29 protein-coding genes are annotated in these 26,346 nt (G+C 67.6%); 13 read left to right on the top strand and 16 right to left on the bottom strand.

From position 1 onward, the window contains the following. Positions 1-6 precede the first annotated feature (6 nt). The 3 genes from P9A17_RS19350 to P9A17_RS19340 all read right to left on the bottom strand — a co-directional run bounded on the left by P9A17_RS19350 (position 7) and on the right by P9A17_RS19340 (position 3,116). On the bottom strand, positions 7-1,773 hold the full coding sequence (locus tag P9A17_RS19350; RefSeq protein ID WP_278040316.1) for a PGRS repeat-containing protein: 1,767 nt from the start codon (positions 1,771-1,773) through the stop codon (positions 7-9). Between the two features lie 97 nt (positions 1,774-1,870). Next, positions 1,871-2,296: a lipoprotein LpqH gene (locus P9A17_RS19345; protein ID WP_278040315.1), complete on the bottom strand. Its 426-nt coding sequence runs from the start codon at positions 2,294-2,296 to the stop codon at positions 1,871-1,873. A 43-nt stretch (positions 2,297-2,339) separates the two neighbouring features. Then, positions 2,340-3,116 (bottom strand): helix-turn-helix transcriptional regulator, encoded by a 777-nt coding sequence (locus tag P9A17_RS19340; RefSeq protein ID WP_278040314.1) that lies wholly within the window; start codon positions 3,114-3,116, stop codon positions 2,340-2,342. 86 nt (positions 3,117-3,202) lie between these two features. Here P9A17_RS19340 and P9A17_RS19335 point away from each other — a divergent pair, with 86 nt between their 5' ends. Then, positions 3,203-3,511 (top strand): hypothetical protein, encoded by a 309-nt coding sequence (locus P9A17_RS19335; protein ID WP_278040313.1) that lies wholly within the window; start codon positions 3,203-3,205, stop codon positions 3,509-3,511. Here P9A17_RS19335 and P9A17_RS19330 read toward each other — a convergent pair. Further along, the gene (locus P9A17_RS19330) at positions 3,487-4,134 is read right to left on the bottom strand and encodes a helix-turn-helix domain-containing protein (RefSeq protein ID WP_278040312.1); all 648 of its coding nucleotides are present in this window, start codon (positions 4,132-4,134) and stop codon (positions 3,487-3,489) included. The two genes, P9A17_RS19335 and P9A17_RS19330, sit on opposite strands and share 25 nt — an antisense overlap. Before the next feature lie 56 nt (positions 4,135-4,190). Here P9A17_RS19330 and P9A17_RS19325 point away from each other — a divergent pair, with 56 nt between their 5' ends. Further along, positions 4,191-5,537, top strand: a complete 1,347-nt coding sequence (locus P9A17_RS19325; protein WP_278040311.1) for an FAD-dependent oxidoreductase — start codon at positions 4,191-4,193, stop codon at positions 5,535-5,537. Here the strand turns inward: P9A17_RS19325 and P9A17_RS19320 are convergent. Further along, positions 5,504-6,757 carry a cytochrome P450 gene (locus P9A17_RS19320; protein ID WP_278040310.1) on the bottom strand — a complete coding sequence of 418 codons (1,254 nt, stop codon included), beginning with the start codon at positions 6,755-6,757 and terminating at the stop codon, positions 5,504-5,506. The two genes, P9A17_RS19325 and P9A17_RS19320, sit on opposite strands and share 34 nt — an antisense overlap. A 176-nt stretch (positions 6,758-6,933) precedes the next feature. Here P9A17_RS19320 and P9A17_RS19315 point away from each other — a divergent pair, with 176 nt between their 5' ends. Further along, the gene (locus P9A17_RS19315; protein WP_278040309.1) at positions 6,934-7,473 is read left to right on the top strand and encodes a hypothetical protein; all 540 of its coding nucleotides are present in this window, start codon (positions 6,934-6,936) and stop codon (positions 7,471-7,473) included. Here the strand turns inward: P9A17_RS19315 and P9A17_RS19310 are convergent. Together P9A17_RS19310 and P9A17_RS19305 are read right to left on the bottom strand one after the other, a co-directional pair. Continuing rightward, positions 7,470-9,728, bottom strand: a complete 2,259-nt coding sequence (locus tag P9A17_RS19310) for a molybdopterin-dependent oxidoreductase (protein WP_278040308.1) — start codon at positions 9,726-9,728, stop codon at positions 7,470-7,472. The two genes, P9A17_RS19315 and P9A17_RS19310, sit on opposite strands and share 4 nt — an antisense overlap. Next, positions 9,725-10,318 (bottom strand): TetR/AcrR family transcriptional regulator, encoded by a 594-nt coding sequence (locus tag P9A17_RS19305; RefSeq protein ID WP_278040307.1) that lies wholly within the window; start codon positions 10,316-10,318, stop codon positions 9,725-9,727. The genes P9A17_RS19310 and P9A17_RS19305 overlap by 4 nt, the downstream gene beginning before the upstream one ends. 86 nt (positions 10,319-10,404) lie before the next feature. On the opposite strand from P9A17_RS19305, the gene P9A17_RS19300 reads away from it, so the two are divergent. Genes P9A17_RS19300 through P9A17_RS19290 form a run of 3 tightly spaced genes read left to right on the top strand, consistent with a single transcriptional unit; the run spans position 10,405 to position 13,666 of the window. Further along, positions 10,405-10,854, top strand: a complete 450-nt coding sequence (locus P9A17_RS19300; protein ID WP_278040306.1) for a helix-turn-helix transcriptional regulator — start codon at positions 10,405-10,407, stop codon at positions 10,852-10,854. 5 nt (positions 10,855-10,859) lie between these two features. Further along, positions 10,860-11,273 (top strand): VOC family protein, encoded by a 414-nt coding sequence (locus P9A17_RS19295; protein ID WP_278040305.1) that lies wholly within the window; start codon positions 10,860-10,862, stop codon positions 11,271-11,273. Further along, on the top strand, positions 11,273-13,666 hold the full coding sequence (locus tag P9A17_RS19290) for an excinuclease ABC subunit UvrA (RefSeq protein WP_278040304.1): 2,394 nt from the start codon (positions 11,273-11,275) through the stop codon (positions 13,664-13,666). Before P9A17_RS19295 ends, P9A17_RS19290 begins: the two co-directional genes overlap by 1 nt. 54 nt (positions 13,667-13,720) lie before the next feature. On the opposite strand, the gene P9A17_RS19285 is transcribed toward P9A17_RS19290, so the two are convergent. Beyond that, positions 13,721-14,854: a nitronate monooxygenase family protein gene (locus P9A17_RS19285; RefSeq protein WP_278040303.1), complete on the bottom strand. Its 1,134-nt coding sequence runs from the start codon at positions 14,852-14,854 to the stop codon at positions 13,721-13,723. A 64-nt stretch (positions 14,855-14,918) separates the two neighbouring features. Then, positions 14,919-15,683: an HAD-IB family hydrolase gene (locus P9A17_RS19280; protein ID WP_278040302.1), complete on the bottom strand. Its 765-nt coding sequence runs from the start codon at positions 15,681-15,683 to the stop codon at positions 14,919-14,921. A 215-nt stretch (positions 15,684-15,898) separates the two neighbouring features. On the opposite strand from P9A17_RS19280, the gene P9A17_RS19275 reads away from it, so the two are divergent. Then, complete coding sequence (locus P9A17_RS19275; RefSeq protein WP_278040301.1) at positions 15,899-16,285, top strand: STAS domain-containing protein; 387 nt, start codon at positions 15,899-15,901, stop codon at positions 16,283-16,285. A 45-nt stretch (positions 16,286-16,330) separates the two neighbouring features. Next, on the top strand, positions 16,331-16,777 hold the full coding sequence (locus tag P9A17_RS19270) for an ATP-binding protein (protein WP_278040300.1): 447 nt from the start codon (positions 16,331-16,333) through the stop codon (positions 16,775-16,777). On the opposite strand, the gene P9A17_RS19265 is transcribed toward P9A17_RS19270, so the two are convergent. Continuing rightward, a complete protein-coding gene (locus P9A17_RS19265) occupies positions 16,778-17,854 on the bottom strand; it encodes a diacylglycerol kinase (protein ID WP_278040299.1) in 1,077 nt (358 codons plus the stop codon). It lies immediately after the preceding gene. 80 nt (positions 17,855-17,934) lie between these two features. Here P9A17_RS19265 and P9A17_RS19260 point away from each other — a divergent pair, with 80 nt between their 5' ends. The 3 genes from P9A17_RS19260 to P9A17_RS19250 are packed head-to-tail and all read left to right on the top strand — an operon-like array spanning position 17,935 to position 20,226. Further along, complete coding sequence (locus P9A17_RS19260) at positions 17,935-18,681, top strand: glucose 1-dehydrogenase (protein WP_278040298.1); 747 nt, start codon at positions 17,935-17,937, stop codon at positions 18,679-18,681. Positions 18,682-18,723: 42 nt separating this feature from the next. After that, positions 18,724-19,992, top strand: a complete 1,269-nt coding sequence (locus tag P9A17_RS19255; protein ID WP_278040297.1) for a competence/damage-inducible protein A — start codon at positions 18,724-18,726, stop codon at positions 19,990-19,992. Between the two features lie 9 nt (positions 19,993-20,001). Beyond that, complete coding sequence (locus tag P9A17_RS19250; RefSeq protein WP_278040296.1) at positions 20,002-20,226, top strand: hypothetical protein; 225 nt, start codon at positions 20,002-20,004, stop codon at positions 20,224-20,226. Between the two features lie 10 nt (positions 20,227-20,236). Here the strand turns inward: P9A17_RS19250 and P9A17_RS19245 are convergent, their stop codons facing one another. Genes P9A17_RS19245 through P9A17_RS19235 form a run of 3 tightly spaced genes read right to left on the bottom strand, consistent with a single transcriptional unit; the run spans position 20,237 to position 23,520 of the window. Continuing rightward, positions 20,237-21,154 carry an alpha/beta hydrolase gene (locus P9A17_RS19245; protein WP_278040295.1) on the bottom strand — a complete coding sequence of 306 codons (918 nt, stop codon included), beginning with the start codon at positions 21,152-21,154 and terminating at the stop codon, positions 20,237-20,239. A gap of 24 nt (positions 21,155-21,178) precedes the next feature. Beyond that, positions 21,179-22,039 carry a hypothetical protein gene (locus tag P9A17_RS19240; RefSeq protein ID WP_278040294.1) on the bottom strand — a complete coding sequence of 287 codons (861 nt, stop codon included), beginning with the start codon at positions 22,037-22,039 and terminating at the stop codon, positions 21,179-21,181. Positions 22,040-22,056: 17 nt separating this feature from the next. Continuing rightward, positions 22,057-23,520, bottom strand: a complete 1,464-nt coding sequence (locus P9A17_RS19235) for an amidase (protein ID WP_278040293.1) — start codon at positions 23,518-23,520, stop codon at positions 22,057-22,059. Here P9A17_RS19235 and P9A17_RS33235 point away from each other — a divergent pair. After that, on the top strand, positions 23,519-23,917 hold the full coding sequence (locus P9A17_RS33235; RefSeq protein ID WP_347403847.1) for a hypothetical protein: 399 nt from the start codon (positions 23,519-23,521) through the stop codon (positions 23,915-23,917). The two genes, P9A17_RS19235 and P9A17_RS33235, sit on opposite strands and share 2 nt — an antisense overlap. An 18-nt stretch (positions 23,918-23,935) precedes the next feature. Here the strand turns inward: P9A17_RS33235 and P9A17_RS19225 are convergent, their stop codons facing one another. Further along, positions 23,936-24,184, bottom strand: coding sequence for a hypothetical protein (locus tag P9A17_RS19225; protein WP_278040292.1), 249 nt, complete (start codon positions 24,182-24,184; stop codon positions 23,936-23,938). Positions 24,185-24,292: 108 nt separating this feature from the next. Between P9A17_RS19225 and P9A17_RS19220 the strand changes: the two genes are divergently transcribed. Further along, entirely contained in the window at positions 24,293-24,796 is a 504-nt protein-coding gene (locus tag P9A17_RS19220; protein WP_278040291.1) for a hypothetical protein, read from the top strand. A gap of 12 nt (positions 24,797-24,808) precedes the next feature. Here the strand turns inward: P9A17_RS19220 and yaaA are convergent, their stop codons facing one another. Both yaaA and P9A17_RS19210 read right to left on the bottom strand, forming a co-directional pair. Beyond that, positions 24,809-25,555, bottom strand: coding sequence for a peroxide stress protein YaaA (yaaA, locus tag P9A17_RS19215; protein ID WP_278040290.1), 747 nt, complete (start codon positions 25,553-25,555; stop codon positions 24,809-24,811). Positions 25,556-25,581: 26 nt separating this feature from the next. Next, complete coding sequence (locus tag P9A17_RS19210; RefSeq protein ID WP_278040289.1) at positions 25,582-26,166, bottom strand: NlpC/P60 family protein; 585 nt, start codon at positions 26,164-26,166, stop codon at positions 25,582-25,584. Between the last annotated feature and the right edge of the window lie 180 nt (positions 26,167-26,346).

Below are 26,346 nucleotides of genomic sequence, written 5' to 3'. Positions count from 1 at the left end.
GCCGCGCTAGAGCGTGAAGAGCTGCTCGAGGATCCAGATCATGACATTGAGTGTGGTGGGCACGGTGCCGAGCTGGCCCATCGGTCCGTTGCCGCCGGGCAGGCCGAGGGTGCCACCAGTTCCGCCGGAGCCGCCGGCGCCCGCGGTCCGCGCCGCCAGGTCGAACGCAGACGCGTCGCCACCGCTGCCGCCGGACCCGCCCGGCTGCGCAAGCCCTGAGGAGTTGCCGCCCTTACCGCCTGCGCCGCCGGTGGCCGCGCCGACGACGTCGGACGCCTCGGCCAGCAGGCTGTAGGCGTCGCCGCCGTCACCGCCGTTCGCACACGTGGTGAGGCAGACGAGCGGGCGCGAGGTGCCGTTTCCGGCTGCCCCGCCCGCGCCGCCGATGGCGAGGTTGGGTGCGCCGGTAGTGCCGAACAGATACGCCGCGATGTTCATGACGGTGCTGGTCGGCGCGTACTCGATGTTGACGGCGAGGCCGCCGTCGCCACCGTTGCCGCCGACGCCGTTGAGGCCCGTTCCGCCGTTGCCACCGTTACCGCCCCAGACGGTTCCCGGCTGGTATTGGGGGATGAAGAACCCTGATCCGAGGCTCAGGACCTGACCGCCGTTGCCTCCGTTACCGCCGTCCGCGCCGGTGCCGCCATTGCCCCCGTTGCCGCCGCCGCCCATCAGGAACCCGCCGTTGCCGCCTGTGCCACCGTCGCCACCGTTGCCGCGCGACAGCGACCCGTTTCCGCCCGCGCCGCCCACACCGCCTACGCCGCCGTTGCCGATCAGGAACGCCGATCCGCCGGCACCGCCCTTGCCGCCCGCGACACCGGTGATGCCCAGATTGAGAAGCGTGCCGCCCGAAGCGCCGTTGCCGCCCGCTCCGCCGTTGCCGATCATGCCGGCCGCGCCGCCCCTGCCGCCGTCGAGGCCTGACCCCGCCGGTGGCGACCAGCCCTTGCCTCCGTTGCCGACCAGCCAGCCGCCGGGCTTGCCGTCCGGGCTGTCCGCGGTTCCGTCGGCTCCGTTGCCGATGACGGGGCGTCCCCGCCACTCGTTGGTCACCCACAGCGTGATGACTTCCTCGACGGTGAGCTTGACCGGAAAATCGAGAATGCCCAGCGGTTTGATGTACGCGTTGAGCTGGTTGACCATCTCCAGCACCACGGGCAGCAGGATGGTGAGGAACTCGACTTCGCCTGCAAGCGGCGTGATCTCGGCCTGCGCCGCGGCCGTCGCCTCCTGGGTCGAGGCCGTGTCATCGACGGTCGCGGCGGGCCCAACGTCGACCGTGACGACATCGGCCGCCGCCGCGGCGGGCGCCGCCGCATCGGGAGGCGTCACCGCGGGATCGGTGACGTCGTCAGAAGTGTCGTCTGCGGGAACGTCGTCGCCGGAGTCGCCTGCCGACCCTGGAGATGCCGTGTCTCCCTCGGCCGGGTCGTCGTCGGCAGGAGTCGCGGGGGAGGGATCGTCGTCCTCTGCGGTGTCGCCACCGGTTGTCGATTCGTCGCGCGCGGCGGCGCTGCGTTTGGTCCGGTGGGTGCGATCGCCGGACGCCTCGCTAGCTCCGTTGCTGCTTTCGCTCGCCGATGTCGAGTCGCCCGCAGGTGCGTCGGCGCTCGCAACTCCGGTTCCAGCTGCCGCGGCAGCGCAGACCCCCAGAGCTATGGCACCCGTCCCCAGCCAGAGTGTGACACCGCCTCGACTTTGCTGCGCATGGCGTCCGTCACTGCGTCGTTTGGCTTTTCCACGCTTCGTTGCACGGTGCTTAGCTGCCACTTGCCGGACTCTACCGTTAATTGACGTCCTGGAAAATAGATAGCGTGGCTTTAATTGACGCCGCTGACGTATTTGCCAGCAGGGTCGGATCGGCAGATCAGCAGCGAGCCTGAATGCGGAATTCCGCGGACACCGCACCGCTCGGGTTGTCGTCGAAGCTGCCGTCGGCCGTACCGGTGATCGTGTATTGGCCGTCGGCGCCGGAAACCTCCGCCTCGCCGATATTGCCGCCCCAGAAGGACCCGGTGAAGCCGCCGAAGCCGCGGAAGTCCACCGACTCCGCGGTGACCGGGCCACCGGTCGACAACACGGCAGTGAAGCCGTTCTCCTTCTCCGGGGTCTCGATGTACCACGACCAACCCGACTGCCGACACCGCACGGCATGCGCTCCGCCGGTGTCGTTTCCGTCGATCGACACGGTTGCGGTGGTGCCGCCGAGCGCCGGTTCCGGCGTCGAGCAACCGGCCGCGCCGAGGACGGCGATGCCGCCGACGACGGCCATCATGAGGTGTCGGGTGTCCATGGCGCCCGACTCTATGCCGTCGGGCGCGCCCGACCGGTGGTATTCAGCGCAATGCAGCCGCGGTCGCGTCGTCGGCGGGCAGGAATGCCTCGATACTCAACTCCGACGCCGTGAGGTCCAGCGCGGTGCCGAACGTCGTCACCATGCTCAGAAATCGCAGTCGCCGACCGTCCGTCGTGTCCAACTCCAACGGCACCGCAACACCACCCAGATCGGGCGATTCCTCGAAACCGCCTGGGTAGGAGTCGATTTCATTCAGGAGCTCACGCAGTTCGGCCGAGCCACCCGAAGCGACCTCACGGCGAAGCCGTTCGATCAGATGAGTCCGCCATTGCGCCAGGTTCGCGATGCGCGGCGCCAAACCGTCCGGATGCAACGAGAGGCGAAGTGCATTCGGGCGCTCAAGGAGATGGGTCGCGACACCGTCGAGCAGCAGGGCCGCGCCGGGGTTTGCCTGCAGAATCCACCAGCCACGGTCGACGACGACGCAGGGAAAGGGATCGTAGGCGTCGAGGACCTTCTGCACACCCGCTCTGATGGCTGCCATGTCGGGCGCTTCGAGCGAACGCTCCGCATAGACCGGGGCCAACCCCGCAGCGATCAGCATCCTGTTCTGTTCCCGCTGCGGGACTTCGAGGACCGACGCCAGCCGCAGCACCATCGCCCTGCTGGGCTTCGAGCGGCCGGTCTCGATGAAGCTGACGTGCCGCGCCGACACGTCAGCCTCGAGCGCGAGGTCGAGCTGGCTGAGCCGACGGCGCTGCCGCCAGCCGCGCATCATCGTCCCGAACGTTGCCGACTGCTCGTCCACCACCGTCATGGCTGCAAGTCTCGCCCCCGTACCCGCGTCGGACCACTACGTCGGAGGTAATTGCGGCGCCTACCCCCACGGCGCATGGTGAAGGCATGGCCCACGACAACGCACCCAGCCCGCCCATCCCGTCGTGGTTGAGGTTTGTCCTGAAATGCGATCGGGCGGGCTCGTCCTGGTACATCGGCACCGGCTTCTTCTTCGCCCCGGCGCTGGCGCTTGTCTCCCCGTGGCCGGCGTTGACCACGGCGCTGTGGGTCTTCATCGCCATGTCCGGGTTGTGGCTCGGACTGCTCGGCGTGGCCATGGCGACGGGGTTGTCGATAGTGATGCGGTCGAACGCCGAGATCCCCGAGGACTACTGGCGCTCGATTCTCGACTATCGCACGACGAGCAGCTGCTGACGCAACGTCGCGGCGAGCCAGCTTTCGAACCGCCTGGCCGACCACCGGCGGCGCCCAACCAACCGAACATGCAAGAGCGGTTCACTGAACAGCCATGCCAAATCGACGGCGTCGGCACGCGACAACCCCGCCTTCAACGCGTCCAGCGCGCTGATGGCGTCGACCACGGAAGCAGCGCCCTGCCGGCGTCGGCTCTGCAGCCTGTCGAACACCGCCAGCGCGGTGGCGTCTTCTGCGGACGCGGTCTCCAGGGCTGCGAACAGACCCCCTACGCGGGCGTCGATACCGGCAACCAGCGCCGCCCACGCGTCGACGATGCGGCCGGCGTCATCGAGCGCTAGCAGCTCGACGACTTCGGGCCGCTCCGCCAGAGGCAGCGGGAGATCATCCCCGGCGATGGCAGAATCGATTGCCACGGATAGTAATTCGGCCTTTCCACCCACGGCGGTGAAGACGGTCTTGCGGCTCACACCAGCCGCGATGGCCACCGCGTCGACGGTGGTCCCGGCGTAACCGTCGGCGACGAACAAGTCGGCCGCGGCGGCCACGATCCGGTCCCGGGTCTCCCGAGCCTGTGCCGAACGCAGATCCGAACGGTATTCGCGCTTGACAGGGTCGGGCATTTCAGGTGACTCTCTGTGTATTCATTACACGCTAGGTTACTCGAATTGAGGTTTTGATGCAGACGGTCGTGGTGGGCGCCGGTCCCACGGGCCTGTTCACCGCCATCGCACTCGCACGCAGGAAACAGGAGGTGCTGGTCGTCGACCGCGACCCCGGCCCGGCTCCCGACGGTGGCTGGCAGCGCCGCGGCGTCATGCAGTTCGAACACGCGCACTCCTTCCGCGGACCCGTCGTCGACGCGTTGCACGCCGAAATCCCTGACGCCGTTGGCCTATTGGAGACCTCGGGCGCCACGGTGGTATCGGATCCGCACGGTTCTCCGATTGTGCTGCACGCCCGTCGCGCTCTGTTCGAACGGGTGCTGCGCCGGATCGCAAGCCGCCAGAGGGGGCTGACGGTGGCGACGTCCAACGTACGAGCGGTTCGGCGCGACCGTGGGCGGGGCGTCGGCATCGACACCACCACGTCGCACATCAGTGCCGACCTCGTCATCGACGCGTCGGGCCGCGCGAGCCGATTCAGCCGGGAGTTCCGCGGCACCGGCGAAGGTGCTCCGTGCGGGGCCGCCTACGTCAGCCGCCAATATCGACTCACCGCGGATCCCGGCCCGCTCAACTCGCCGGTAGGCCTGTCTCTGAGTTTGGCGGGCTACTTCGCCGTGGTGTTCCTGCACGACAACCGCACGTTCTCGATCGTCGTCGCCCACGACGGCACCGACCCGCGCATGCGCCGGCTCCGGGACTCCGCCGTGTTCGAGGCCGCGGCGCGGGCGATCCCGTTGGTGGCCGAGTGGATCGAACCCGAGCGCGCCACACCCCTGACACCCGTGCTGCTCGGCGGTCAGCTGTACAACAGCTATCACCCCCAGACGAAGGGTCGCGGTGACCCGCTGCTTCCGGGCCTGGTTCGGGTCGGCGACTCTGTCTGCACCACAACACCTTTGGCGGGCCGCGGGGTGGCATTGGCGTTCCGTCAGGCGCAGGCACTGGTCGACGCCGTCACGCGCCACCCACGCGACCACGTCTCGGCAACCGCCGAGTTCGACCAGTGGTGCGACGTCCATCTTCGGCCCTGGTTCGTCGACCACATGCACTGCGACACCGAGAGACTGCGGCGCTGGTCAGGAGGCGACGTGGACCTGACACGACCACTGCCGTCGGATCTGGTCGTCGCCGCCGCGCAGGCCGACCCAGCGCTACGGGACGCCGCGGCACCCTACGAGCGGATGGCCGCGCTGCCCGACAGCCTGGACCGGCTGCAGGACCGCGCCGCCGCCGTGTACGCCGCCGGGTGGCGCCCACCCGTCGCGTCCGGTGCTACCCGCGACGAACTCGGCGAGTTGTGCTGCGACGCTCAGACCGCGAGGGGTCAGTGGGCGACCGGGCAGCCCTGCCCGGTGTAGTCGACCTGCCAGTGTTTGATGCCGTTGAGCCAGCCGGACCGCAACCGGTCCGGCGTGCCGATGGACGTCAGGTCGGGCATGTGGTCGGCGATCGCGTTGAACATCAGATCGATCGTCATCCGCGCCAGATTCGCACCGATGCAGTAGTGCGCACCGGTGCCGCCGAACCCGACGTGCGGATTCGGGTCGCGCAGGATGTTGAACGCAAACGGATCGTCGAAGACCTCTTCGTCGAAGTTCGCCGACCGATACGACATGACGACGCGCTGGCCCTTCTTGATCGGCACTCCCGACAACTCGTAATCCGAAAGCGCCGTGCGCTGGAACGACGTGACAGGGGTGGCCCACCGGACGATCTCGTCGACCGCGGTGATCGGCCTGTCACGCTTGTACAGCTCCCACTGGTCGGGGTGGTCGGTGAACGCGATCATGCCGTGCGTGATGGAGTTGCGCGTCGTCTCGTTGCCCGCCACGGCGAGCAACACCATGAAGAAGCCGAACTCGTCGTCGGACAGCTTGTGGCCGTCGACGTCGGCCTCGATGAGCTTGGTGACGATGTCCTCACCGGGGTTCTCCGCCCGGATCGCCGCCAGCTGCATGGCGTACATGATGAGTTCTGTTGCCGCGTTGCGGTTGTCATAGTGCGCGTACTCGGGGTCGTCGTCGCTGACCATCTGGTTGGACCAGTCGAACAGCTTCATCCGGTCCTCGGTGGGCACGCCGATCAGCCCGGCGATGGCCTGCAGCGGCAGCTCGCACGACACCTGCTCGACGAAGTCGCCCCCGCCCGCCGATGCCGCAACCTTGGCGATGTTCTGGGCGCGCTCGTTGAGATCGTCGCGCAGACGTTCCACCGCCCGCGGGGTGAATCCGCGGGAGATGATCTTGCGCAGATGCGTATGCCGCGGCGCGTCCATGTTGAGCAGCACGAGGCTTCCGGTCTCGATCTGCTCGCCGGTGGAGCCGGCGGGGTAGCGGGGGAGCGCCGTCTTCTCCTGACTGGAGAACACGTCGCTGCGCTTGGAGATCTCCTTGACGTCCTTGTGCTTGGTCACGACCCAGAAGCCGCCGTCGTCAAAACCGCCGTTGCCGATGGGCTGCTCGTTCCACCAGATCGGTTCGCTGCGACGCAGTTCCGAGAGCTCTTCGATCGGAAGGCGCGCGCAGTTCAGGTCGGGGTCGGTGAAGTCGAATCCGTGCGGAAGGGTGGGGGTCGCCATACGTTCGCTCCTCAGCGTCAAGTGGGCGTAACGCATTGCTACACCACCGGAGCGGGCCTGCGAGCCCAGTTCGTTGAAGACGAGAAAATTTGCATCTCCGTCAGTCTGCCGTTGTAACGAAATGCGCGGGGAAACTGATGCATCCTGTGACTACAGAGGTACCGGGAGGGTGCATCGTGAAGATCGGTTTCCGTACAGGGACGGCGTCCATCATCGGCGCGGCGGCATTCGCGACACTGGTCGCAACGGCACCATCGGCGCTGGCCGATCCGGTTGCCCCGGTGTTGCCCCAGCCCGTGCCCGCACCGGTGATCGCCCCGGCTCCCGCTCCCGGACCCGGCGCCCCTGCCGAACCCGTCGCGCCGCTCGCGGCACCCGTCGTCCCGGTCTCCGGTGACCCGGCCGCGGTTCCGCTGGCCGTCGGACCGCTGGCCCCCGTGGAAGTCCCGCACCTCGCCAGCCCGGACAACCTGCCGCCCGGCACCAGCACGACGCCGACCACGCAGACGAAGCTCGGCTACTTCCGCGATCTCTGGCACGCGATGCGGACCCAGGAGGTCAGCGGCAGCGACGCGCTGCTGCTCCTGACCCAGCGGCCGATGAATTCCGGTCCGGCCACCCAGTCCTACACGGGACCGGCACCGGTGGCTCCGCCCGCTCCTGCGGCGCCGGACGCATCGGCCCCGGTCGCACCGGTCGCACCGGTCGTCCCCTAACTAGTCGCGCCGACCAGACCGTCGACCTTCTCAATCCGCGCCGGCACATGCTTGTGCCACGGCGTTCCCGCGTAGGCATCGCGCCACGCGCTCGAGGTCAACGCGTTGGGCGCCACCCCGGGCACCTGGGCACCGCCGTCGCTGTCGACGAAATCGAGTCCGTACCCGTTGGGCAACGACGCGTGCCCGGGCAGCATCACGTCGCTGATCTCCACCGTCGCCTCGGCGCTGCCCGCCGCGGTGGTGATCCGCGCGCGGCCACCGTCGACGAGACCGAGCGCCTCGGCATCCTCCGGGCTGACCCGCAGCGCCCCGTCGGCGTCTCGTTTGCGCCATGACGGATCCCTGATGATGTCGTTTGCGGTGTAGGCGCGTCGCTCGCCGGCCGACAGCACGATGGGATAGTCCGGGGTGGTGAGGCCGGCAGCAGTGTCGGCCAGGCCCCGGATGTCGGCGAGCATTTCAGACATCTCGAGGGCGATCTTGCGATCCGGATGCGAGATCAGCGTGAAGTCGTCTTCGTACTCGTGCACCGTGAAGGTCATCCCCGACCGGCTCGCAAGGATCGCGCGGAACAGTGCGTTGCCGTCGGCGTGTCCAGCCCTGCGCACCGCATCCGGGTAGGTCATCGCGGCTTTCTGCGCCAGCCCCCAAAGCGCAGCGGCGCCCGAGAGTCCCTCGGGAAGCGTCGGACCGAGCGTCTCGTAGAGAACGAACGGCAGGACCTTGCCCAGGCGAGGGTTGGCGCCGACGGCGGCGAGAAACGCCGCGGCGAAGGCGTCGAGCCCGTCTTTGGCGGCCTTGCGCAGCGGCGCCAGTTCGGCGTCGTCGACGACCTCGAGCGCGCGCATCAATCGCGCCCAGATCTCGGGCTCGGGCAGTGTGCCGGCGAGCGGCTCCATCAGCCGATGCCGGAGGTGAAAGGTGTTGTGCGGGAACTCAAGATTGAAGAACGTCGCCTCGGCCTTCTCGAACTGGCTGGCTGCGGGCAACACGTAGTGGGCCAACCTCGCCGTTTCCGTCATCGCGACGTCGATGACGACCAGGAATTCGAGTTCGGACAATGCCCGGCGGACTGCGTCGGAATCGGCGACCGAGTGCGCCGGATTGCTGCTCTCGACGATCATGGCGCGGAAACGGTCCGGATGTTTGGTGAGGATCTCCTCGGGGACGACGTTGCTGGGCATCAATCCGCCGATGATCGGCGCTCCCGTCACCGGCGTGCGGCCCACGCCGCCCGGCCGGAACAGCGGTGCGAACGACGAATGTAGATGCTGGCCACCGCGTTTGGCGAAGTTGCCGGTCAGGATCCACAGCATCTTGTTCAGATACGAGCACAGCGTGCTGTTGGGGGACTGCTGGACGCCGAGATCCTCGAAGACCGCCACGCTTGCGGCCGAGGCGATCCGGCGGGCGGCCGCCCGGATCAGCTCCTCCTCGACGCCGCTGCGCTGCGCGTAGACACCGATGGGCACCTCGGCGAGGACCTCGCGGACGGGTTCGACGCCGGTGACGTGCTCGGCGAGAAAGGCTTCGTCGCAGAGGTCCTCCTGCACCAGCACTGCGGCCAGCGCCGCCAGACACCACGCGTCGGCTCCGGGTCGCACCCGCAGGTGGAAGTCGGCCATCTTCGCGGTGTCGGTGATGACGGGGTCGATGACGATCATCGACCGGGCCGGATCCTTGGCGATCTCGTTGAGCACCACCCGCGCCCGCGGGAAACTCTGCGACATCCACGGGTTCTTTCCGACGAACACCGAGACTTCGGCGTGCTCAAATTCGCCGCGGGTGTGGTTGCCGTAGAAGTGGGCGTCGACCCAGTGTTCGCCGGTCTTCTCCTGGGCCAGGGCATTGGACCGGTGGTAGGACCCGAGTGCTTTGAGGAAGGCGCCGCTGTAGGCGCCGCCGAGGTGATTGCCCTGCCCGCCCCCGCCGTAGTACATGATCGTGTTCCCGCCGTGGGCCGTCGCGACCGCCTGGAAGCCCGCGGCGACCTCGGCGATGGCCGTGTCCCAATCGATTTCCTCATAGCTGCCGTCGGGACGGCGACGCATCGGGGACGTGAGCCGGTTGCGGTTGTTCTGGTAGTGGTCGAGCCTCAGCGCTTTGTTGCAGGTGTATCCGTGTGAGGCCGGGTGGTCCTTGTCGCCGCGGATGCGGGCCAGCGTGCGATCCTCCACCTGGACGACGATGCCGCAGTTGCATTCGCAGAGGATGCACGCGGTGGGCTGCCAGTCCTGCGCCTTTTCGGTCATCGCGGCGCTCTCTTTCCTGCGGTGGTCTGCGCACTGATCAGTGAACGCAGTTGAGCTTGAACGACATTGAGCGGTTCGAGGTCGCGCGCGGCCCGCGCGACGACGATGGCACCTTCGAAGGACGTCAGCACCAGCATGGCCAGCGCAGCGGCTTCGGCTCCTGCGACGCCGTCGGCGGCGAGCCGTCGCGCGATCACGCCCCGCCAGCGCTCGAATGCGGCGGCGGCCCGGTCGATCACCGGCTCGGCCTGTCCGGGTTTGGCCGGGTCGCCCGATTCGACCGCGACCGCGACGACGGGGCAGCCGGCACGGAAGTCGCTGCGCTCCAGCTGCTTCCGGTAGGTATCGAAGAGTCCGTCGAGTGCGTCGAGGCTTGACGGCGCCTGGGACAACCGGTCGGCCATGAACTCGCCTGCATAGTCGACTGCTTCGCAGAGCAGTTGCGTGCGGCCTCCGGGGAAGTAGTGGTAGGCCGAGCCGCGCGGCGCACCGCTGTGCTCGAGTACGTCGGCGATGGCGGTCGGGTGTGCGCCGCGCTCCCTGATCAGCAAGGCCGCCGAGATGACCATCCGTTCGCGTGGACTTGTCACGGACCGAGCCCCTTTTCTCCAGAATATGTATATCACCCTACATAATGCCGTCGTCCGAGAGAAGTAGCACCCGTAAGATTTTTCGCGTGGCAAGCGACCCCGCGCTGGCACAGCGCCTGCGAGACCTGACGCTTCTGCGCAGCGTCAAGGACCGCATCGACCGGGAGTACGCGCAGCCCTTGAACGTCGACACGCTCGCCAGGTCCGTGAACATGTCGGCCGGGCACCTGTCACGCCAGTTCAAAACCGCATACGGCGAGTCGCCGTACAGCTATCTGATGACCCGCCGTATCGAGCGGGCGATGGCGCTGTTGCGGCGCGGCGAGATGTCGGTCACCGAGGTGTGCTTCGCCGTCGGATGTTCGTCATTGGGCACCTTCAGCACCCGGTTCACCGAATTGGTGGGTGTTCCGCCGAGCGTCTATCGCAAAGTCGCGTGCAATGACGCCGCCGGCATCCCGTCGTGCATGGCCAAACAGGTCACCAGACCGATCAGGAATCGAGAAGCATCGGTCGCGGGCCCGCCGATAGCGTGATCGGCATGGAGATCACGATCAACGCCAGCTTCCTGCCCCACACCGACCCGGAGGCGTCCCTGGCGTTCTACCGCGACGCCGTCGGTTTCGAGGTCCGCAAGGATGTCGGCTACGAGGACATGCGGTGGATCACCATCGGACCGGTCGGCAGACCCGACATGAACATCGTGCTCACACCGCCCGCGGCAGATCCCGGTGTGACCGACGAGGAGCGCCGCGTGATCGCGGAGATGATGGCCAAGGGCACCTACGCCAGCGTGATGCTCGCGACGACGGACCTCGACGCGCTGTTCGAGCGCGTGCAGGCCAGCGGCGCCGACGTGATGCAGGAACCCACCGACCAGCCGTGGGGTGCGCGGGACTGCGCCTTCCGCGACCCGGCCGGCAACACCGTCCGGATCCAGGAGCTGCCCGCCTGATGCCCCACGCTGCCGCCGCGGACGCGAGGAGCAATCCAGCCGACGCCCATGACCTGATCCGCGTCACCGGAGCCCGCGAGAACAACCTCAAGGACGTCAGCATCGAACTGCCCAAGCGCAGGCTGACGGTGTTCACCGGAGTCTCCGGATCCGGCAAGAGCTCGCTCGTGTTCGACACCATCGCCGCCGAATCCCAACGGCTCATCAATGAGACCTACAGCGCGTTCGTCCAGGGTTTCATGCCGTCGCTGGCACGCCCCGACGTCGACGTCCTCGAAGGACTCACCACCGCGATCATCGTCGACCAGCAGCGGATGGGCGCCGATCCTCGCTCCACGGTCGGCACCGCCACCGACACCGGAGCGATGCTGCGGATCCTGTTCAGCAGGCTGGGCCAGCCGTATATCGGTTCCCCACAGGCATTTTCGTTCAACGTCGCCTCGATCAGCGGGGCCGGCGCAGTGACATTCGACAAGGGCGGCAAGACCGTCAAGGAACGCCGTGACTTCTCCATCGTCGGCGGCATGTGCCCCCGCTGCGAAGGGCGGGGCGCCGTCAACGACATCGATCTGACGGCGCTCTACGACGACACCAAATCGCTCAACGAGGGTGCGCTGACCATCCCCGGCTTCTCGATGGAAGGCTGGTACGGCCGGATCTTCAACGGCTGCGGCTTCTTCGACTGCGACAAGCCGATCAACAAGTTCACCAAGAAGGAACTGGACGCGCTGCTGTACAAGGACGCGACCAAGCTCAAGGTCGACGGTGTCAACCTGACCTACCTCGGCCTGATCCCGCAGATCCAGAAGTCGTTCCTGTCCAAGGACGTCGAGGCGATGCAGCCCCACATCCGCGCGTTCGTCGAACGCGCGGTGACGTTCACGACGTGCCCGGAGTGCGACGGCACCCGGCTGTCGGAGACCGCACGGTCGTCGAAGATCAAGGGCGCCAACATCGCCGACGTGTGCGGGATGCAGATCACGGACCTGGCGAAGTGGATCGCATCGGTGAAAGACAAGTCGGTGGCGCCGCTGCTCACCGCACTGCAGCACACGCTGGACTCGTTCGTCGAGATCGGGTTGGGTTATCTGTCGCTGGACCGGCCGGCGGGCACCCTGTCCGGGGGAGAAGCCCAGCGCGTCAAGATGATCCGTCACCTCGGGTCGTCGCTGACCGACGTCACCTACGTGTTCGACGAGCCGACCATCGGCCTGCACCCGCATGACATCGCGCGGATGAACAACCTGCTGCTGCAGTTGCGGGACAAGGGCAACACGGTTCTCGTTGTCGAGCACAAGCCGGAAACCATTGCCATCGCCGATCATGTAGTCGACCTCGGCCCCGGCGCGGGCACGGCGGGCGGCGAGATCGTGTTCGAGGGCAGCGTAGAGAAGCTTGGCGCGAGCGACACGCTGACCGGGCGCCATCTCCACGACCGCGCCGCGTTGAAGGAGACAGTGCGAGAGGCTAACGGCGCGTTGGAGATCCGCGGCGCCAACACCCACAATCTGGCCGACGTCGACGTCGACATCCCGCTCGGCGTGCTCGTCGTCGTGACCGGTGTGGCCGGCTCCGGTAAGAGCTCTTTGATCGACGGCTCGGTCGCCACGAAGGACGGCGTGGTGTCGATCGACCAGGCACCGATCCGTGGTTCCCGGCGCAGCAACCCGGCGACCTACACGGGCCTGCTGGAGCCGATCCGGAAGGCCTTCGCCAAAGCCAATGGCGTCAAACCCGCTCTGTTCAGCTCGAATTCAGAAGGCGCCTGCCCGGCCTGCAACGGAGCGGGCGTCATCTACACCGAGCTCGGGGTGATGGCGACTGTCGAGTCCACGTGTGAGGAGTGCGAGGGCCGGCGGTTCCAGGCCGAGGTGCTGGAGTACACGCTCGGGGGTCAGAACATCGCCGAGGTACTGGCGATGCCCGTGACAGACGCCGCCGGGTACTTCGGCAGCGACGAGGCGAAAGTTCCTGCTGCGCAAAAGATCCTGGAGCGAATGGCCGATGTGGGCCTCGGGTATCTGACGCTGGGGCAGCCGCTGACCACGCTGTCCGGCGGCGAGCGGCAACGGCTGAAGCTCGCCGCCCGGCTGTCGGACAAGGGCGCCGACGAGAGTGCGATCTACATTCTCGACGAGCCGACCACCGGCCTGCACCTCGCCGATGTCGATCAGCTACTGGGCCTGCTGGACCGGCTGGTCGACGACGGCAAGTCGGTGGTGGTCATCGAGCATCACCAGGCCGTCATGGCCCACGCCGACTGGATCATCGATCTCGGACCGGGCGCCGGCCACGACGGCGGGCGCATCGTCTTCGAGGGCACACCGAGGCAGCTGGTCGACGAGGCGTCTACCCTCACCGGCCAACACCTCGCCGACTACGTCGCCAGGTGATTTCGGCGTGCGGGGTTGCGCTCAGCGCGACTGCGCACGCCGAATCACCAGTGACTAAACGCTGGCGGCCTCGTTGAGCTCGTTGAGCGTGCTCGTCGCCTCCAGGTACTCCTGCACCCAGCGCTCGATCACCACCGACGTCTTCTCCACCTTGGTGAACTGACCGACGACCTGGCCGACCGGGTTGAACGCGACGTCGACCGACTCGTTGGGGTACTTGTGGGTGGCGGCCACGGCCATGCCGGAAACCATGTACTGCAACGGCATTCCGAGCGGCTTCGGGTTGTCTTCCTTCTCCCACGCCTCGGTCCAGTCGTTCTTCAACATGCGCGCGGGCTTGCCGGTGAAGGAGCGGCTGCGCACGGTGTCTCGGCTGGACGCCTTGGCGTAGGCGGCGTGCTGCACTGGGGTGTGCTCGGACTCCTCGACCATGACCCACTGCGATCCGGTCCAGGCGCCCTGCGCGCCGAGCGCCAGCGCCGCGGCGATCTGCTGACCGCTGCCGATACCGCCGGCAGCAAGCACCGGAACAGGCGCGACCTCCTTGACGACCTGGGGCCACAACACGATCGAACCGACGTCGCCGCAGTGGCCGCCGGCCTCGCCGCCCTGGGCGATGATGATGTCGACGCCGGCGTCGGCGTGCTTGCGGGCCTGGTATGGCGAGCCGCACAGCGCCGCGACCACGCGGCCCTCATCGTGGATGTGCTTGATCATGTCGGCGGGCGGGGTGCCCAGCGCGTTGGCGATCATCGTGACCTTCGGGTGCCGCAACGCGACCTCGACCTGCGGGGTGGCCGTCGCCTCGGTCCAGCCGAGCAGTTGCAGCGCGTCGTCGTCGCTGTGGTCGACCGGCACACCGTGGTCGGACAGGATCTTCTTCGCGAATTCGATGTGCCCGTCGGGAACGAGGTCGTTGAGGGTCTTCTTGAGGACCTCGGGATCCACGTCGACCGAGTCCATGCCCTCGTACTTGTTCGGGATCACGATGTCGACGCCGTAGGGGTGGTCGCCGATGTTCTCGTCGATCCAATTGAGCTCGATCTCGAGCTGCTCGGGGGTGAAACCGACCGCACCGAGGACACCGAAGCCGCCGGCCTTGCTCACGGCGACGACGACGTCACGGCAGTGGGTGAACGCGAAGATGGGAAATTCGATGCCGAGTTGGTCGCACAGGGGAGTGTGCATAGTCCGCTCCTGGTGGGCTCATAGGCGGGATATGTTCGAGAACAGTTCAAAACTGAAACGTGTTCTATTTTATTACACCACGGAGCCCACCGTGGTTGCCCTTGCCCGGATTCACCACCTTCAGGACGGGCCAGCCCTGGGCGACGGCCATCGCGGCGAGGTCGCGTCGGGGATTCACCGGACGCGGATTTCCCACGAGCGACATCAGGGCGATGTCCTCGTTCCCGTCGGCGTAGAAGTAGCTGTTCTGCAGCTCGACGCCGTTGTCGGCGCAGAAGCCCTGCACCGCGGCGGCCTTGCGCTTACCCCAGATCACGGGCCGGGTGATGCGGCCCGTCAGCAGCCCGTCCTGGTCCACCTCGAAGTGGTTGCACAGCACGTGGCCGATGTCCAGGTACCGCGCAACCGGCTCGGCGTGGATGGTCAAGGCCGACGAGCACATGACGACGGTGTGCCCTTGCCGCTGGTGAGCCGCTACGACCTCGCGCATGGCAGGGAACATTCGGTCCCGGACGCGTTCGGCGAAGAGGCGCTCGCCGACGAGGTCCAGTTCGGAGAGCGATTCACCACGGAGATAACCGGCGGCGCGTTCGAGCAGCTTCGCGAAGTTCACTCGGCCGAACCGATAGCGCATCGCGGCCTCGATGACGCCGGTGACCTCGCCGATGCGGGCCTGGCGGCGACGGATCCGGTCACCCGCGTGGGCGGTGGCGGTGAACCCGTCGACGAGGGTGCCGTCGAGGTCGAAGAAGGCACCGATCGCCGGCCCTGGCGGGCTCGCCTCGACCTGCACGACCGGGTCGACCGGGGTCAGGGGGGCCGTGGTCACATTCGCTCCTCATATCACGGGGCAGGGACGGGCCCTGATAAGCCATGCTACGGGCGTTGCCCGCCCTACTGGTTTAATCTGTGGCCTGGTCGAAGCAGACGGCCGGACTGGTTTGGGTAGTTTGGTCTTGCCGGGTTCAGGATGCAGCCTGTGCGAGCAGCACTGAATCGTGCTCTCGCAATATGCGATGAGTGGCCTGACATGGAAGGTGAACCTTGGACGAGCAAGCAGCCGAAGGCGCTGGGGGCGCTGCGTCCTCATCGACGTGTGTCGTCACCGAACGATGGGTCGAACGAACGGCCGTCGTCGCAGTGGCCGGCGTAGTCGACATGCTCACCTCACCCCAGCTGGAGACCGCGATCGACACCGCTCTCGAGCAGAAGCCCGGCGCGGTGGTCATCGACTTCACCGAGGTCGAGTTCCTGGCATCGGCCGGCATGGGTGTCCTGGTGGCCGCCCATGACAAGGCCGGTTCGACGGTGGAGATCAGTGTCGTCGCGGACGGTCCGGCAACGAGCCGACCACTCAAGCTCGTCGGCATCGCCGACATCGTCAAGCTGTACCCCAGCCTCGACGAAGCCCTTGCGGCGAACGACACATAGAAATCTCGCTTAGGAACGCGTTTCGAGGGGTAGCCACCGACTGCCATGATCGATTCCATGCCTCCGACTGAGGTAGCCAACGCCGAACGCTTCGAGCGATTCGGCCTTGACGCAGACGCCGGGGCGGTGGCCCGCGTGCGACAAGAGTTCACCGATTGGCTCGGGCAGTTCTTCGCCATCGACGATGTCCGCCGCAGCGACGTCGTCCTCGCGATCAACGAGGGCCTCGCCAACGCGGCCGAGTTCGCCTACCTGCTGGCCGACCGGCCGGGCACGATAGACATCCAGGCGATCTACGACTCGACCCGACAGGCGCTGACAGTGTGCATTCTCGACCGGGGCACGTGGCGCACACGCCAGACCGAACCAGCCCCCCGCACCCGCGGGCGGGGCATCCCGCTGATGGAGACGCTGTCGGACGACGCGACGATCGAACCGTCGGCGAGCGGGACGACGGTTCGACTCGAATGGCGCGGCATCACCCGCACCTGATCAGGCCCGGCGGTACGTGCCCTTTCCGGTGCCCAGCGGCAGATCCAGCGTCGTGCGGATCCCGGGAGCGGCGTCGACGACATCCGGAATCGCATTGACGATGCGGCCGGCCGCCGCCAGGATCGCCGCGTAGTTGTGGTCGCCGTTGCGGCTGGTCGGGCAGATGTCCATGACGTACGACGGCTCGCCGGTGATCTCGACGCGATACGAGCCGCCCTCCTGCGCGGGCTGGGTCCAATCGGGGCGCAGGTCACCACGCAGGCGGGTGATGTGCTCGACCACGATGACGGGCTCGCCGCCGACGAGACCTTCGATCAGGAATCGCACGGCAGCCACCGTGCCCTTCTTGATCGTGCCGACCGCGACGTCGAAGTCCTCGGGCGCGGGCTCCTGCTCCACCGAATCGCGGATCTCGTCGACCTCGACACCCAGACCGGCGGCGAGCTGTCGGATGCCGACGCCCCATGCCGCGCTGAGCATTCCGGGCTGGTACAGGAACGGCAGGTCGCCGATCTCGTTCCCGAAGCCCATCACGTCGAACATCACCGTCGCGCCGTCGTAGGTCGCGTAATCGGCGATCTCCATCGTGCGGATCTGACTGATGCTCTGGCAGGTGCTGGCCAGCGCCAGCGGCATCAGGTCGGTGACGAAGCCGGGGTCGACGCCGGTGATGAAGAGGCTTGTATTACCTTGCCGCGCAGCATTTTCCACCTTCTCGATGGTGTGATCGCCGATGACGCCCCACGGGTAGGACAGGAATCCGGGGGAGGATCCGACGACGTTGATGCCGGCTTCCAGCAGACCGCGGACGTCGGCGAGCGCTTCGCGGGGGCGGATGTCACCCATCGCGCAGTACACGGCGCAGTCGGGCTTGGCGGCGATGATCGCGTCCAGGTCGTTGGTGGCGGTGACGCCCGTCGTCACGTCGAGGCGGGCAAGCTCACCGGCGTCCTTGCCGACCTTGGCCTCCGTCGAAACCCACACGCCGGTGAGCTCGAATCGGCCGTCCTCGATGAGCTGACGCAGCGCCAGACTTCCGCAGTTGCCGGTTCCGATGAGCGCCACACGAATAGCCATGGCCAGCAGTATGCGTGCTGCGAACTGAAATTGGAACAGGTTCTAATTTGTGTCTACTCGGTGAGGTAACCTGACGCCCCATGGGACGCGTGGACGGAAAAGTGGCACTCATCAGTGGCGGTGCACAGGGCATGGGCGCCGAGGATGCCCGGGCGCTGATCGCCGAGGGCGCCAAGGTGGTCATCGGCGACATTCTCGATGAGAAGGGCCAGGCGCTGGCCGATGAGATCAACGCCGAGACACCGGACTCCATCCGCTACGTCCATCTCGACGTCACGCAGGCCGACCAATGGGAGGCCGCCGTCGCGACCGCTGTCAACGACTTCGGCAAGCTCAACGTCCTCGTCAACAATGCGGGCACCGTCGCGCTCGGTCAGATCGGCCAGTTCGATATGACGAAGTGGCAGAGGGTCATCGACGTCAACCTGACCGGAACCTTCCTCGGGATGCAGGCGTCCGTCGAAGCCATGAAGGCCGACGGCGGCGGCTCGATCATCAACATCTCGTCGATCGAGGGTCTGCGCGGCGCCATCATGGTGCACCCGTATGTGGCCTCGAAGTGGGCGGTGCGCGGCCTGACCAAGTCGGCGGCACTCGAGCTCGGCCAGTTCAACATCCGCGTCAACTCGGTGCACCCCGGCTTCATCCGGACCCCGATGACGAAGCACTTCCCGGACAACATGCTGCGCATCCCGCTGGGCCGCCCCGGCCAGCCGGAGGAGGTCGCGACGTTCGTGGTGTTCCTTGCCAGCGACGAATCGCGGTACTCCACGGGCGCCGAATTCGTCATGGACGGCGGCCTCGTCAACGACGTTCCGCACAAGTAGCCGCGCCGGAGCCGGTCCGGAACCGGTGCGTAAGGTCGTGGCGTGAGCGCGCGGGCCGGGATCGTGGTGACGGGGACAGAAGTTCTGACGGGACGGGTCGCAGACCGCAACGGCCCGTGGCTGGCCGACCGGCTTCTCGAGCTCGGTGTCGAGCTGGGTCACATCACGCTGTGCGGTGACCGGCCCGGCGACATCGCGGCGCAGCTGCGGTTCCTGGCCGATCAGGGCGTCGACCTGATCATCACCAGCGGGGGCCTCGGCCCGACCGCAGACGACATGACGGTGGCCGTCGTCGCGGAATTCTGCGAGCGCGACCTCGTCCTGGACCCGGGTCTGGAAGCCAAGATCGGCAACATCGTGACGCGGCTGATGGCGCGCTTCCCCGGCGTCGACGCCGAGGCTGTGCTGGCGTCCAACCGCAAGCAGGCGCTCGTTCCCGAGGGCGCGGTGATCCTCGATCCGGTCGGTACCGCGCCCGGGGTGGTGGTTCCCGGGTCGCCGACCGTCGTCGTGCTGCCGGGCCCGCCGCGGGAGTTGCAGCCGATGTGGGAGACAGCGGTGGCGACGCAAGCGCTGCAGGCGGCGATTGCCGGGCGTACCCGGTACCAGCAGGAGACGATCCGGATGTTCGGTCTGCCCGAATCGGGTCTGGCCGACACGCTGCGCGACGCCGAGAAGAGCGTCCCGGGTTTTGACCGCCTCGAGATCACCACGTGCCTGCGTCGCGGCGAGTTGGAGATCGTCACCCGCTACGAGCCGCAGGATGCGGCCACGTACGCCGCCCTGCTGGACGAGCTGCGTGATCGCCATGGCCACGAACTGTTCTCCGAGGACGGATCGTTCATCGACGACCAGGTCGCCGCGCTGCTGTCGGGGCGCACCATCGCCACCGCCGAGTCCTGCACCGCAGGAATGGTGGCCGCCCGCCTCACGGAACGGGCCGGCTCGTCGGCGTACGTCGCGGGCGGCGTCGTGTCGTACTCGAATGAAGCCAAGACCGATCTGCTGGGCGTCGACGCCGCGCTGATCGAACAGCACGGAGCTGTCTCGGAGCCGGTCGCCGAGGCGATGGCTGCCGGCGCTCTGCAGAGGTTCGGCGCCGACACCGCGGTGGCGATCACCGGAATCGCCGGCCCAGGAGGCGGAACCGAGGCCAAACCCGTGGGGACCGTGTGCTTTTCGGTGGCGCTGGCCGACGGCACATTTCTGACGCGGACGACCACGCTGCCGGGCAATAGATCCGATGTCCGCGAGCGCTCGACGACCGTCGCGATGCACATGCTCCGAAGGGCGCTGTCGGGCGAGGGCTAGGGTGTACCCATGGTTGACACCGACGAGCGGCAGGCCGTCTCGGCGCTCGCCGAAGAGACCGGATGGAATCACCGTGCGGCCGAGCGCAGCGACTATTTCGACAAGGGCGTGGTCCGCGTGCATGTCGTGTGGCAGGGCGACGCGGCCATCAGTGGCGGCACGCTCTACCACGACGACTTGATGCAGACCTTCACCAAAGACCTGTCGACCGTGACGGGCTGGCTGAAGCGCTAGTCACGCCTTGTCAGTGCTGGTTGCTGGTATCCCACAGCTCGTTCATCGCGGCCATGATCGCCTCGGCCTCACCCAGGCCACCGAGGTGGCTCTCGCCGGGTAGCGGGTAGAACTCGGCGTCGGGCAGCAGCGCGACGACATGCTTGCCGTGCTCGAACGGCACGATGTGGTCGCAGTCGCCGTGCCACCAGCGCACCGGCACCTTGACCTCGTCGAGCCGGAATCCCCAGTCGCGCGCGAAGACGACGACGTCGGCGAACGGGGCGGCGAGTTGCTTGCGGCTGCCGTTGAGCAGGTCATCGAGGAACATCGCCTTGAATTCGGGACGCACCAGCAACCGGCGATCGCCTTCGGGCGAGATGCTGGCATAGAGGTAGAGCGCGGGCTCGGCAACCGGTTTGATCAGCCGGATCAGACCGGTGGCGACAAAGCTCAGCGGTGAGCCGACATGCTCCAGCAACGGCGCGACGGGAATCCCGACCTTGCCCATCACGCCGCCGCCGATACCGTCGGCTCCGCGGGTCGGCGCGACGCCGCCGAGGATGCCGACGGCCACCACACGGTCGGGCATCGCGGCGGCGCAGCCCAGCGTGTAGGGGCCGCCGCCGGAGAGCCCGATGATCTCCATCTTGTCGATGCCGAGCGTGTCGGCGATGACGCGGAGGTCGTCGGCGAAATCGATGACCTTCCCGTACTCGAACGGGGTGGACGAACCGATGCCGGGACGGTCGACACCGATCAGCCGGATTGCGTTCTTCTCGGCGTAGATGCGGGCCTCGACGGGAATCTGGCGGCGGGCGCCGGGGGTGCCGTGCAACCAGAAGATCGCCCGGCCCTGGGGGTCACCGAATTCGGCAAACCCTAGTTGGCGGTCGGATCCGACGAGGACGTTGCCTTCGAGCTTGGGACGAGCGATGTCCAGTGCCATGCGCAGAAGTGTCCCACGCGTATCTCAAGCGCTTGATTCGCTCGCACGAAATAGATAGGACGCCACGGTGGTCAGCCGGTCGTCGGCTCCTTCGTCGTGCATCGTCACCCGGACCGCTATGTGGCCCGCGGCGCCGGGCATCGGTTCGGTTTCGAGTCGGAACGGGCCTGCCTTGCCGCGAGCGACGAACATGACGTGCGACGAGACGCCGTGCAGCCGGGTCGATCCCGTCATCTCGGCGGCGCGATGGCGGGCTGCGGTCTCCAACGCCACGAACTGCGGTCCGATGTGCAGCGCCGCGTCGGGCGAGGCGACGTCGACGGACAGTTCAGGCAGTGCCCAGCGGCCGTCGGTGCGCAGCCGGGCGCCGAACACCTCCCACAGCGGCGGCAGCTCCGGCGAGTCGACGATGTCGAGCGGGTTGGCCTCCATCTTCTCCAAGCCTTCGGGCGGCACGCCGATGCTGACGCCTTGGCCCTCGATCAGGGCGAGCACCCTGGCTGGGTTGTCGGCGTCGACGATCGTGGCCCGGCTGTACCCCATCTGCCTGCCGCGGCGCAGCTCCTCGGAGATGATCTCGATGCGCTCGACCCCGACGCCGGGGTCGAGGATCTGGCAGGAGTGGATGACGGGGTTGGGCACCGCTTCCAGATCGGACATGTGGCCGCTCTCGGGCGCCGAGATCCCGAACACCGCGAGGAGGACGCCGCCCGCGCCGTCGCGCATGTCGCGGCGGAGCGAGACGGTGTTGTCCTCTTCGCCGAGATCCATCGAGGCGTGGCTGCGGCCGATGTAGCGGTAGCTGAGCAGCCCACCCCAGCGGCGCCGGAGTTCGTCGGCGTACTCCTGCGGCGAATCGGTGAGTTCCCGAATGTCTCGCAGCATGCACGCCCTCCGTCGCATCAGCCGCTGACCCAGCCCGGTGGTCGGCGGTCGGCCCACGGTAACGCCGTTTCCAGTTGCGCGGCCAGCTTCAGCAGGATCGTCTCGTCCGGCGCCATGAGCTGGACACCGATCGGCAGGCCGTCGTCAGTGACACCGAGCGGCAGCGAGGTCGCGGCCCATCCGGTGACGTTGGCCAGGGACGTCCACCCCGTGGTGGCGAACTCGACGTCGAAGAAGGCGCGGGTGCTTCCGCGGGGCTGGTCGAGCAGGCCGTAGGGCGGGGGAGCGGTCAGCAGGGTGGGCACCAGCAGCACGTCGGACTCCGACATCTGGGTCGCGAAGCGGCGCGTCTGCGCGTGCACCGCGTCGATGGCGTTCGCGTACTCGGTGCCGGTGGTGGTGAACCCCTCACGCACCATCTCCCATGTGCTGGGCTCGAATTCGTCCTCCTCGGGTTCGCGCCCGAGGGTCTGGCAGGCCAGGTCGAACAGTTGCGCGTTGCTGACGGTGTGGAGGACGGCGATCGCGTCGGCGACGGCATCGGCGTCGATCGTGGGGGCGCCGGGGACCACCGAATGCCCCAGTCCCTGCAGGACTGTGCCGACTTTCTCGACAGCGGCCACGACCGCGGAATCGGTGGCCGGTCCGGGGAACGGCGATCCGGTGGCGATTGTGATGCGTTGCGGCAAAGGTTCTTTCGTGATGGCGTCGAGAAACCGCTCCGCCGGCAGCGGAGCCGAGTACGGGTCGCCGATGCCGACGCCGGTGACAGCGTCGAGCAGGGCTGCGCTGTCCCGCACGGTCCGGGTGAGGGCGTGCTCGTTCACCAAGCCCTCCAGGCCGTGTCCGGCGCCGGGTGCGAAGGAGGTGCGGCCGCGCCGCGGTTTGAGGCCGACGAGCCCGCAGCACGCGGCGGGCACCCGAATGGATCCGGTCCCGTCGCCACCGGAGGCCGCGGGGACGATGCCGGCGGCGACGGCCGCGGCGGATCCGCCGCTGGAACCGCCAGGCGTGATGTCGGGTGACCACGGATTGGCGGTCGCGCCGAACAGCGACGGTTCGGTGGTGCAGTGATTGCCCCATTCGGGAGTGTTGGTCTTGCCGAACACGACGAGGCCGGCCTCGAGGTAGCGCTCGACGATCCACGACGTTTCAGTTGCGACGTGCGCCCGCAGTGCGCGCGAACCCATGGCCTCGTGAGCACCGGCCAGTGAGGCGCCAAGGTCTTTGAGCAAGAAGGGAACTCCCGCGAGCACTCCTGCATCACCGGTCCGCAGAATCCCGGATTCGTCGAGAGCGCGGGCTTGGGTGCGGGCCCGATCGAACAGGTCGGTGACGACCGCGTTGAGGGCGCGCCCCGCTTCCAGTCGGATGATCGCGGCGTCGAGGAGGTCGGCGGCGGTGACCTCACCGGCGGCTGCCAGCGCAGCCTGGCCGACCGCATCGATGTCTGACAGCGCGAACGCCGAGGATGTGTCCATGACGCGGATCATGCAGCCAGCAGGGGTCACCGGCAACTCGTCGGCTCAGCCTACGGCAGCGGAGTACCCCACGATCCCGATGGACACCGAGAGCGCGCATAACAGGAGGGTGCCAACGGCGAAGGGGCCACACGGTTTTTCGCCGGATCAGCGCGACGACGGTGACGATCAGTCCGACCAGAGGGATACCCGCCGCGGCTGCCAAGGACGTGAACACCGCCTCGACGGCGCCGTCGACGCTGCAGGTTTCCGGCGGGCAGTGGTCGAGGAACGCGAGGGAGAACACTCCGAAGAAGGCCGCGGCGGCGCCGAACAGGACCGTCAGCAGCAGGACGACGATCGAGACCACGAGGTCGGCGGCCGACCGCTGAGGTGCTGCCGGGGGGGCGGCGCGTAGCCCGGGTGTCCCATGGGGTCAGCGTTCCAGGCCCCGGCGGTACCTGTCGGCTTTCTCGGCGGCTTCGCGATCCTTGCGCACCACCGACTCGGTCATCTGCAGGGCGATGAGTATGTCGCCGAAGGTGATGAAGAGCCCCCACCAGTACATCCACCGCAGAGTGGGATCGGGCTGGGCGAGGAAGTATCCGAAAAGGAAGATCGGCCCGACGATGCCGAAGACGAACATCATCAGCTGTATGCGGGCGTAGACCCAGAATGTCGACATCGGGGCGAAGTGTCCCGCGTCCGCACAGGTGCGTCAACGGGAGCAGCTGCAGGCTGCCGACGCGAGCGTATTCGCCCGCAGTCTGACAACCCCATCTAGCCTTGCCCTATGCATCGCACCGCTTTTGCCGCCGCTGTTGTCGCCGCCTTGCTGAGCGCTGGACTGGTTGGCGGGAACCCCGGAATCGCGGCGGCAGAACAGGGCGCGACCGCGGCGCCGGTGTCCCTGCCGTTCAGCCAGATACAGCGCCGGTGCGACTTCAGCCAATTCCAGTACCGCGGCGGCGGGTATTACGCGCGCGCCACCGCCGACGTGCGGATCGCGGGTGGTGAGATCGTCGCCGATGTCGTGCTGGTGACCGGCGCGCCCAACACGCACTACGACGTCAAGCTGATCCAGATGCCCCGCGACTCGTCGCGCAGCTGCAACGCCGGCGATCCCGGGGTGTCCGTCGCGGGCCTCATGACCGATGCCGGGGGCACGGGCAGGACCACGGTGCGTGGCCCTATCGAGTCGTGGGCTACCGGGGTCTGGGCATCCGTCACCCGGCCGAACGCGTTCTCGCAGAACCCGGAGGAGTTCTACACCTCGGACATGATCATCGAGTTCTGAGCGCAGGCCGAGTCAGGCCGGCACGACGACGGTCAGGTGGTTGTCGCGTCGTTCGACGCGCATGTCGGCGCGACGCGCCACCGCAGCGACCGCCGAGGCATCGGCCGGTTCCGATCGGGTGCTGACGAGTGCGCGGGCCAGTCGGCCCTTGTGCGCTTTGTTGAAGTGGCTGACGGTGGTGCGCCGGCCATCGGGGTGCTCGGCCACGACGTCGACGGTGACGGCGCCGGGCACCTTGCCCAGTGCTGCGTAGGAGCCGGACCGCAGATCGATGACGACCTCACCCTCGGCGACGCCGGACAGGACGGGCTCGAGGTCGGGCTTCCACCGTGCCGCCATCGTCGGACGGCCCGGCAGTTTCGATCCGGCCGAGAGCCGGTAGGCGGGGATGCGGTCGTCCGCCCGGATCAACCCGAACAGCGCGGACACCACCGCAAGCCGGGACTGCGCCCGCTGCGCGGCGGCACCCCGCAGCGACCCCACGTCCAGGGCGTCGTAGAGGACACCGGTGTAGCGGTGGATCGCGGGCAGTGTCGGCGCCGAGCGCAGCGCCGCGTTGCGATCGATCTCGGCGTCCTGGGACGCAGAGATGCCGAGCGCCTTGCGGGAGGCCGGCCGGTCGGCGGCCAAAGCGACCAGATCGGCGACGACCTCGTTTCGTGTCGCGTTCAGCGCGGGTGAGCTCATCGAGTCCAACGACAGGGCCGGGCCGTCTCCGCCGGGACGCTTGGTCTCCGACGGCGGTAGCAGGACGATCACGGCACAGACGCTATCGCCCGCCCGGTCTAGGCCGGCGGGGGAGGCGGAAGCGGCATGCCGGGCGGAGGTGGGGGGATCGGCGCACCGATCGGCGGCGGGGGCAGCGGAGCGCCGGGGGGCAGCGGCATCTCCTGGCCGGCGAGGACGACCGGCGCTCCGGGCGGCGGAGGGGGCGCCATCGGTGGCGGGAGCTGGTTGATGGGCGGTGCCATCATCGGATCGGGCACGGGAGGAACGTTCGCGGGCATCGGCAGGAACATGTGATTGGTGAACTGGTCCTGGTAGGCCCCGCCGCCGCCGACCTTCACGCCGCCACCTTCGCCCGAGGACACCGGGGTGCCGTCGGGCAGCGTCACGGCGGTGTGGCCGCCGTTCCACCCGACGACGAGGGCGCCCGGTTGCGTGCCGTACTGGAAGCCGCGCGCGAGAAGTGCGCTTTCGATGTTTCCGGTGTGGAATCGGTCGCCGTAGACCGGCCTGCCCGTCGCGGCGTTGGTCACCCACGACACCAGACCGGAACAGTCTGTGCCGGCAGCAGTGTCTCCGCCGACCACGTATGGAGTGCCTGACACCTGGTTGACAAGTGTCAAGAGCGTTGCGATAGCAAACATGCGGCCGAACGCTAGCAGAGGGTCTCTAATACGGCCAAAATCTGTGACGGCACACACAATCCGTGCCGCGGGTTCAGGTGTGTCACGAAATGTGTTGCGCGCGGCGCGCATTGGGCGTAGGGGAAAACTTGCTCGCGCGGCCTGTCAAACATGCTGCATTGCAAACATTTTCGACACCGT

It is taken from the genome of Mycobacterium sp. 236(2023) (assembly GCF_029623955.1).
In the GTDB taxonomy this organism is placed as follows: Bacteria; Actinomycetota; Actinomycetes; order Mycobacteriales; family Mycobacteriaceae; genus Mycobacterium.
Note: the sequence above shows the minus strand (reverse complement) of the source record. Positions and strands in the feature narration are given on the sequence as shown.